Annotated in this window: 7 protein-coding genes and 1 pseudogene; 4 read left to right on the top strand and 4 right to left on the bottom strand. The window is 35.3% G+C overall.

Features of this window, described 5'->3' with window-relative positions:
* On the top strand, positions 1 to 253 hold a 253-nt coding region (locus OFN67_RS04975; protein ID WP_443101033.1), incomplete at its 5' end, for a hypothetical protein.
* Between the two features lie 333 nt (positions 254 to 586).
* Positions 587 to 1,039 (top strand): type II secretion system protein, encoded by a 453-nt coding sequence (locus tag OFN67_RS04970; RefSeq protein ID WP_270862674.1) that lies wholly within the window; start codon positions 587 to 589, stop codon positions 1,037 to 1,039.
* Positions 1,040 to 1,098: 59 nt separating this feature from the next.
* Here OFN67_RS04970 and OFN67_RS04965 read toward each other — a convergent pair whose 3' ends face one another.
* The gene (locus OFN67_RS04965) at positions 1,099 to 1,905 is read right to left on the bottom strand and encodes a transporter substrate-binding domain-containing protein (protein WP_270867849.1); all 807 of its coding nucleotides are present in this window, start codon (positions 1,903 to 1,905) and stop codon (positions 1,099 to 1,101) included.
* Positions 1,906 to 2,130: 225 nt separating this feature from the next.
* On the opposite strand from OFN67_RS04965, the gene OFN67_RS04960 reads away from it, so the two are divergent.
* Entirely contained in the window at positions 2,131 to 3,129 is a 999-nt protein-coding gene (locus OFN67_RS04960; protein WP_270867850.1) for a putative transporter, read from the top strand.
* Position 3,130: 1 nt separating this feature from the next.
* The gene (locus tag OFN67_RS04955; RefSeq protein WP_270867851.1) at positions 3,131 to 4,267 is read left to right on the top strand and encodes an Mbeg1-like protein; all 1,137 of its coding nucleotides are present in this window, start codon (positions 3,131 to 3,133) and stop codon (positions 4,265 to 4,267) included.
* Between the two features lie 53 nt (positions 4,268 to 4,320).
* Here the strand turns inward: OFN67_RS04955 and OFN67_RS04950 are convergent.
* The 3 genes and pseudogenes from OFN67_RS04950 to OFN67_RS04940 form a co-directional block, all read right to left on the bottom strand.
* Positions 4,321 to 4,665: pseudogene (locus OFN67_RS04950) on the bottom strand (ribonucleoside-diphosphate reductase subunit alpha); the annotation flags it as partial.
* A gap of 55 nt (positions 4,666 to 4,720) precedes the next feature.
* The gene (locus OFN67_RS04945; RefSeq protein ID WP_270867852.1) at positions 4,721 to 6,844 is read right to left on the bottom strand and encodes a hypothetical protein; all 2,124 of its coding nucleotides are present in this window, start codon (positions 6,842 to 6,844) and stop codon (positions 4,721 to 4,723) included.
* Positions 6,819 to 8,129 carry a radical SAM/SPASM domain-containing protein gene (locus tag OFN67_RS04940; RefSeq protein ID WP_270867853.1) on the bottom strand — a complete coding sequence of 437 codons (1,311 nt, stop codon included), beginning with the start codon at positions 8,127 to 8,129 and terminating at the stop codon, positions 6,819 to 6,821. Before OFN67_RS04940 ends, OFN67_RS04945 begins: the two co-directional genes overlap by 26 nt.
* Positions 8,130 to 8,134 lie beyond the last annotated feature (5 nt).

Here is an 8,134-nt window from a genome sequence, read left to right as displayed (position 1 = left end):
AGATGAGCATAATAAATTCTTCGTTGGTCTTGCCGGCGAATATGAGTTTAGCTCAGAAGCAGGCGGTAGATTTATCGTGCCAAATGGTAGCACAGGCGAGATACTAAGCCCAGATCTAAAAGGTCTAACAGGAATTGGCGAAATTGGCTATCAATACAAAACCGAAACGCTTAAATTCGACGCTGGCGTAAAAGGATACGCTGGCAAACAAGAAGGCGTAAGCGCACAAATGGCACTTAGCATTGCGTTTTAGTTAAATTTGATTGCTTCGTGGCAGGGAAACCTGCCACAGCCCCTAAGAATTTAAAATTTCAAACGCTAGATTTGGCAAAATTTAAAATTTTGCCAAATTTGTCATTGCGAGGAGCTGTTTTACAGCGACGAAGCAATCCAGTAAAATTTAGAGAGAATTTAAGAATTGAAATTTATCTGAATTTCCCTGAATTATAACGCTTTGCTCGCAATGACAGCAAATCGCATACTTTAAATTTTAAACTCGTAGATTGCTTCGCTACGCTCGCAATGACAGCTAAATTTACAAATTTCATCATTAAATGCTATACTCGAAAAAACAAAAGGAAATCCTATGAAAAAAGCATTTAGTATGGTTGAGCTTGTTTTTGTGATTGTGATTGTTGGGATTTTGGTTGGCGTTGCGCTTCCACGCTTACAAGCTTCGAGAGATGATGCCTTGGTCGTGGCGGCCAAAAACGACCTAAAAACCGCACTTAGCGATGTCATCGCCTATAATCTCACGCAGGGGCGGTATTCGACCAATATCAAGGATATGACGAGCGTGGATTTTAAAAACAGCGTTTTTCGCGTGAAAAAGCGGGATTGTTTGAAGTTTATTTTCCATGGCATGAGCGTTATGGAGGTGCGGATTGACCGCGCTGGGCTGTGCGGGAGAGTGCTAGAAGGCTCTGCGGTCGAACCATACCTCAAAATGGACGCAGGAGAGCTCAAACACAGTGATAGCGTATCATACATACCGCTGGATAGTTCGACGATTTCGGCGATAAATGGAGCGAAATTTTAGTAAAATTCTGCAAATTTCAAAATTTAATGTAAAATTTTGGGCAAATTTTGCCCAAAATTTTAGAAAAACGATTTATAAACATTGTCGAGTAGGAAGTATTTTTTATCAATTGTGCCCTTGTAAAACGGCTCAAAGGTCTCGTTATAGGCTTTTGTGAAAAATCCCTCTTTGCTTAGAGCAATGATTTGCTCGTTTAAAAATTCAAGCAAACTTGTGTTTCCTTTTTGGATTGCGATTGATAGAAAAACGGTGTTGCCAAGGTTTGAGAGTTTGACCTCCATTGTGGGGTCAAAAATCGGATAAGCATAGACAAAAAGGTTGTTATTGACATAGCCGTCAAGTTCGCCATTTTTGACTTTTTTATAGCAATCGACGCTGTCGTTGCAGTAAGTGATAGGAATCCCCTCTTTATTCAAAAATGCTTCGCCTGTGGTTTTAAGCAATGCGCCGATTTTTTTGCCTTTTAAATCCAAGACAGATTTGATGTCGCTACCTTTTCTGGTGAGAAGACCCAAATTTACAGTAAAATACGGAGCCGTGAAGTCGGCTAAATGGGCGCGCTCTGGCGTTACAGACACAGCGGCAACTATCATATCAACTTTATTTTCTTGCAAAAGCGGAAAACGCACATCGTTGGTAACGCCCATGAGGCTTATGTGGCCTTGTTTCTCGCCAAAAATCCTTTTTGCCAAAATTTCGGCAAGCTCGACCTCAAAGCCCTCGAATTTACCATTGACAAGCTCGCCAAATGGCGGTTCAGCGTCATACACGCCGATACGGATTTCACCTCGCGCTCTAATCTCATCGAGCGAATACGAAAATGCGCTTGTCGCAAGGACAGCCAATGCCAAAAGAAACTTTTTCATAGTATTTCCTTTTTGTAGTTTTGCGCAAATTTGCGCCTGGCAAATTGAAATTTGCAACTTTTGCGGGGGGGGGATTTACTCCTTTTTGATATTTTATCGCAAAGAGTAGCGAAAATTTAATTAAAATTTGATAATGTAGTTACAAATTTAATTTAAATTTTGCAAAAATTCCAAAATTTAATAAATTTCAGTAAAATCGCGGATTAAATTTCACAAAGGCAGGTAATGTTTTCATCGTTTTTCAAAAGTCCAAAATGGCGATTGTTGGCCTGGGGCGGACTAATTTTTATACTCGGCATTAATTTATTTCAAACCATTTTAAATGTCAAATTTAACGAGTGGTATAGGGCGTTTTACGATATGGGTGGCGAGATCGACAAACACACGATTGACGAGTTTTATGAGGCTATGCTTTTGTTTTTGTGGCTTGCGATGTGGTTTATACTAGCGGCAGTTTCGGAGCGCTATATCACGCGCGTATGGGTGCTAAAATGGCGCGAGGCGATGACATTTTCATACATTGGCTTTTGGCGCAGGGTAGAGCGCGACATAGAGGGTAGCTCACAGCGTATCCAAGAGGACATTTATCGTTTCACCAAAACCCTTGAAGATGTCGGCATGCGAATTGTCTATGCCTTTATGACGCTATTTGCGTTTATTCCGATTTTATGGGGGCTAAGTAGTGGGATAAATTTGCCCTTTATCAAGGATATTCCGGGCTCTCTTGTTTGGATTGCGCTAGCTGTGAGCGTGGGTGGGCTTGGCGTGTCGTGGTTCGTGGGACGCTACCTGCCACGCCTAGAATACAACAACCAAAAGGTCGAAGCAGCCTTCCGAAAAGAGCTAGTTTTTGCCGAGGAGGACAAGGCGAATTACGGAAGCGAGGAGAAGCTCATTTCGCTTTTTGACAAGCTTAAATTTAACTACCACAAGCTTTTTTTGCACTATTTGTATTTCGATACTTGGCTTCACACTTACTCGCAAATCCTTGTCATCGTGCCATATCTCATCATGGGGCCAGGGCTTTTTACCAAGGTAATCACGCTTGGCGTGCTAATCCAAACAGCAAATGCCTTTAATAAAGTGCGCCAAAGTTTTAGCGTATTTACGGAGAATTGGACGACGATAACCGAACTTCGCTCGATCCACATGAGGCTTAGCGAGTTTGAGAAAAACATAGGCTATGACCCAAAACTAGCCTTGCAGGCCGAATTTAGGGCGTAAAATGGCGAATATCAACGACTATCTTTTTTGGCGCGGGGATTTGAAATTTAGCGAGCATAAATTTAACGAGCTAGACGCGCTTGTTTTGGCGCGATTTTCGTATTTGCCGTTTCATAAAATTTCGCTTTTTAATGGTGGAAATTTGGGTGAAATTTGCGAAAATTTGGCAAATTTAAGCGATGATGAGTTTTTGTGGGAGGGCGATAAAACACTCGCGCTAAATTTAGCCCAAAGCGCGCGTTTTGGGGATTTGCGCGTGAGTGATATAGAGCGAGATAACGACAAAGAGGCAATCAGGCAGTTTGGCGCGCTGTGTATTCATTTGGGCGTGGAAGAAATTTTCGTATCGTTTATCGGCACGGATAATTCGATTTTGGGCTGGCAAGAGGACTTTAATATGGCGTTTTTAAAAGAGCTTCCTTGCCAAATCTCAGGGCTTAAATATCTAGAAAAAATCGCGCAAAAATACCCGCATGCGCGCCTTAAAATCGGCGGACATTCAAAGGGCGGAAATGTGGCGATTTACTCAGCGCTTAGGGCAAATCCTAGCGTGCATGGTCGCATAATAAAGGTCTATAACTACGACGGACCGGGGTTTTTGCCGGAATTTTACGAGCAAAATTTGAGTGGCGAAATTTTATCAAAAATCCAAACCTATATCCCAAATGAGAGCATTATCGGAAATCTGCTAAGCCACAAAGAGAGCATAAAAATCGTCCAATCAAGCGCCAAGCTTGTCTTTGCGCACGATATTTTTAGCTGGGAGGTGGGCAAGGAGGATTTTATCTACGCTGTGGGGCTTAGCAATTCGAGCAAGATTATTGATAAGACTTTGAGCGATTTTATGCAAAATACTACCGCCACTCAGCGCAAAATCGCAATTGAGGCGGTTTTTGAGCTATTTAATGCCACTAGCCTCGATACCTTCGCGCAAATCCCGCATAACCTGCCACTCGCGGTGCCTCAAATTTTGCAAAAATACAAAACGGTTGCAAAAGATGATAAAAAAATGATAGCAAATATGCTTTTACAAATTGCTTCTGCTTACCTCGAAAATCTCGCCAAGCACACGAACGATAAAATCAAGGATAAAAGGCAGTCTTATAAAGATAAATTCAAGGAAAAATGGCAAATTTAGGCTAAATTTGGCGAAATTTTAAAATTTCGCCAAAAGCAAAATTTAATTGTGCGTTACTGGCAACCTTCGCACTCAATACTTCTGTCTGCGACATCGGAGTTGAAATCATCAGTTGATGGGCTTTCGCTTCTTAGATAATATGTCGATTTAATGCCAAACTCCCACGCAAGGGTGTAAATGTCATTTAGCACCTTGCCGCTAGCCTTATCAAGCGTGATAAAGATATTTAGGCTTTGACCCTGATCTATCCATTTTTGTCGGATTGCACCTGCTTTTATAAGCAGTCGCTGATCTAGCTCATACGCTGGAACATAGGCTTGCCAAGTATCTGGGCTTAGATTTGGCACGACCACAGGAATCATACCGCTTAGGTTGTGTTCAAACCATTTGCGTTTATAGTTAAGAAAAATTTTATAAGAAGTCTGGGTGGAGTTTGTTGCATTTGTGTAGTTTTTATTTTTTAAGCCAATGTTTTATTTCGCTGTTTTTACAACATTTAATTTTTTCTGTGTTTGAATTAAATATAACTTCGACATTTTCACCTATTTTAGCTAGTTCTATAAGTTCATTACAGTAACTTAAAAATAGAGGATTATGTTCTGCAACTATAAAAGTTTTTGTTTCATTTTGTATCGTTTTATATAATAAAGATAAAATCTTTATTATATCTTTATCATCTAATCCTTTTGTAGGTTCATCTAATGCAATAGTTTTATTTCTTTTATCATTAAGAGCTTCAAATAGTTTTAATCTTTGAGATTCTCCGCCTGAAATTTCTAAAATTTTCCTATTTAAATTCAAGTGAGACAAACCAAGTTCGTTTAATAAATTTAGTTTTTTCATTATTTTACTTGGTAGGTTTGACTGAATTAAGTTTTCAATGTTTTGATTTAAAATATCAAATATACTCGTATCTAAAATTTTAATTTCTTTTGTTTTTTTATCAAATCCGCTACCACTACAATCTTCGCAATCGTGGTAAAATTTGCGATTGTATTTTTCTAATACAAGGATTTTTCCGCTACCACCACATTTTTTACAACTCAAATTTTTAAAAGACATATCGTTATTTTTATGAAAAATCTCTTTTATATCATCTAAAATTCCGCAATATGTCGCTATGGTTGAATTTATTCCACATTTAATTGGTTTTTGAGAGATATATTTATACGAATTTATCTGTCTCGGCAAAATATATTTTAAAAGGCTAGTTTTTCCTATGCCAGATTTTGAGCTAATTCCGATTAATAAGCCAAATTTTATCTCAATATAGCCACTAAATTTCAAAAAATCTAAATTTGAAAGTTTTATTTTTTGGGAAGCAAAGGACTTGAAATCATTTTTTAAAACACCATTGTAATTATCTATTTTTGGCGATATAAACTCGCCTTTATCCAAATAATAAATATTGTTTGCTTTATTTATTAGCTCTTTATTGTGTTCTATTGCGATAATCGTATTATTATGCTTTAAATGCTCTATTTCATCTGTTAAATTTTTAATTTCGCTTGGGTGAAGTGAATTTGTCGGCTCGTCTAAACATATTGCTATGTTATTTATTTTGCTGATTAAAATTTTAACTATTCTTAGTCTTTGTAGTTCGCCACCTGAGATAGATGGTATAGATCTGCTTAAATTTAAGTGCCCTAAACCTAGAATATTGCATTTTTCGATAAAGTGCTCCAAACTTTTTGCTTTAAAATATGGGTATTTATTTTTTAAAAAATTTATTATTTGTATTAATTTAGAAAAATCACAAAGCAAAATATCTTTTAATGTAAAATTTGCAATTTTTATGTTGTTTATATTGTCATCTAGCCTTGAACCACCACATTTTTGACAAATAATTTTTTGTGTATATTTTTCATTTATTTTGTCTATTTCGCTTAACATAACACCGCGATAAAAGTCTGTTTTTACTCTTGTTTTACCTGCAATTTTATATGAAATTTTATATTTTTTATTAGATTTTTCGTAAAGAATTTTATTTTTTTGAATTTCATTTAATTCATCAAATGTTAAATTTTCATCAATATCTAAATCTTTTAAGTATGACATTAAAATTTGCGAATAAAAATCTTTGTATGAATTATGCCAAATTAAAAATGGATTATCTTTTATTTTTGTCTTTTTATCGATAATGCACTCCAAATTTAGCTTTTTTTCAAATCCTAATCCAGAACACCGCTTACACATATTTTTATGATTTATACTTATGGCATTTTTTGTGAAATTTGGCGAAATTTTTGATAAAACAAAAGATAACTCATCGCCTAAATGAAAATATGTAAGTATCGTAGAGCGTGGATTTATATTGAAATTAAGTTGTTTTAGAGCAACTGAAAATAGGATATTCTCGTATGATCCTACAATATAATCGCTATTTTCGCAATCTTCGTCCATTAAAGAATTAAACTCATTTTTAGATATTCTGTGTATCGTATCGAAAACCAAACTTGATTTCCCTGACCCACTTGCACCACAAATACAAGTTAGTGTATTTGGGGTTATTTTAATGCTTAAATTTTTTAAATTGTGAGTTTGTATGCCACTATACGAGATTAGCTTCCCACTCATCTATTAAGCCTCGCAAAATATTTTGTTTGTATTTTCTATCGCAAATCGCATTTCTCATATTATTTTTCAAATTTAGATTATCTATTTTACAGCCGCCACAGCATATAAATTTCAGGTCACATTTTTTACATTTTTCCATAAAATTTACGCAGGTTTGTCGATTTATATTGTCAAATTTATCCATTATTTTTTCCGCACTTTCATCTAAATTTAAATAAAACGAGCCAAATTTAGAGCATGGATAAATTTTTCCATTCGCATCTATGACTATGCTTGTGCCTATACCGCAGTTTTTGAATCTTATATTTTGTTCCTTTGTCTTTGTCTTTGCGATACCCAAATTTAGTAATTCTTTCATAAGCTCATATATGATTTTGTCTGATAATTTTTTATTGTAATTTTTTAAATTTAGTTCTTTTGGTGCCGCACCGATTAATTCTATTTCGTTGTTTAGGCGAATTTCTAAATTTGAATAATCTATTTTTTTGATAAAATTAAGCAAATTTTGTTTTATATCACTTAAAGTATCGGGCAAAATCGTAATGGCTAGAATTAGTTTGATATTTTTAGATTTTATCAAATTTATTGCATTTAAAACTTTTTTATAATTATTTTTGCCACGATTGTTTTCGTAAATTTCTGGCGAAACTCCTTCAAAGCTTATCTGTATTTCACTCACAAATTCGGCAATTTTTTCTATATTTTTATTATTTATCAAAATTCCGTTTGTGAAAAGCGTGATTTTATGTCCTTTTAATGCACTTAAAAGTTTGAAAATCTCTTTGTGGAGTAGCGGTTCCCCGCCAGATATAACAACTTCTGTAAAGCCGTTTATTTTTGTGATTTCATTAATTTTTTGTATGATTTTTTCTATATTCACATATTTTTTCTCTACTCGCCCTGCATTGACAAAGCAATGCTTACAACGCATATTACAATCATTAGTAAGGTTAATGTGTATATTTTTTTGTATCGTTTTTATATCGTCTTCATCGCTAGTGTTTTTATATCCGTCTTTGTAAAAATTATGATTGAAAATGATTTCAAGCAATTTATTTCTTAAATTTTCTGCTTTTGTGTCAAATTTCATTTCGTAATTTTCTAATGCTTCTTTTAGATTCATCTTTTCCAAAAACAAAAACATTTGATATTCGTTTTCGTTTAAAATTATCCAGCTTGGATAATTTGGAGCTATAAGTATATGTTTTGATGAAATTTTATAACGAGTGTATTTCTGGGGCAGTTCTACTTTTTCATCTTCTAAAATAGTTATTTCATCGTTCATTGTAA

Source organism: Campylobacter sp. JMF_11 EL3, from assembly GCF_027736965.1.
In the GTDB taxonomy this organism is placed as follows: Bacteria; Campylobacterota; Campylobacteria; order Campylobacterales; family Campylobacteraceae; genus Campylobacter_B.
This window is presented reverse-complemented; position numbering and strand designations above follow the sequence as displayed.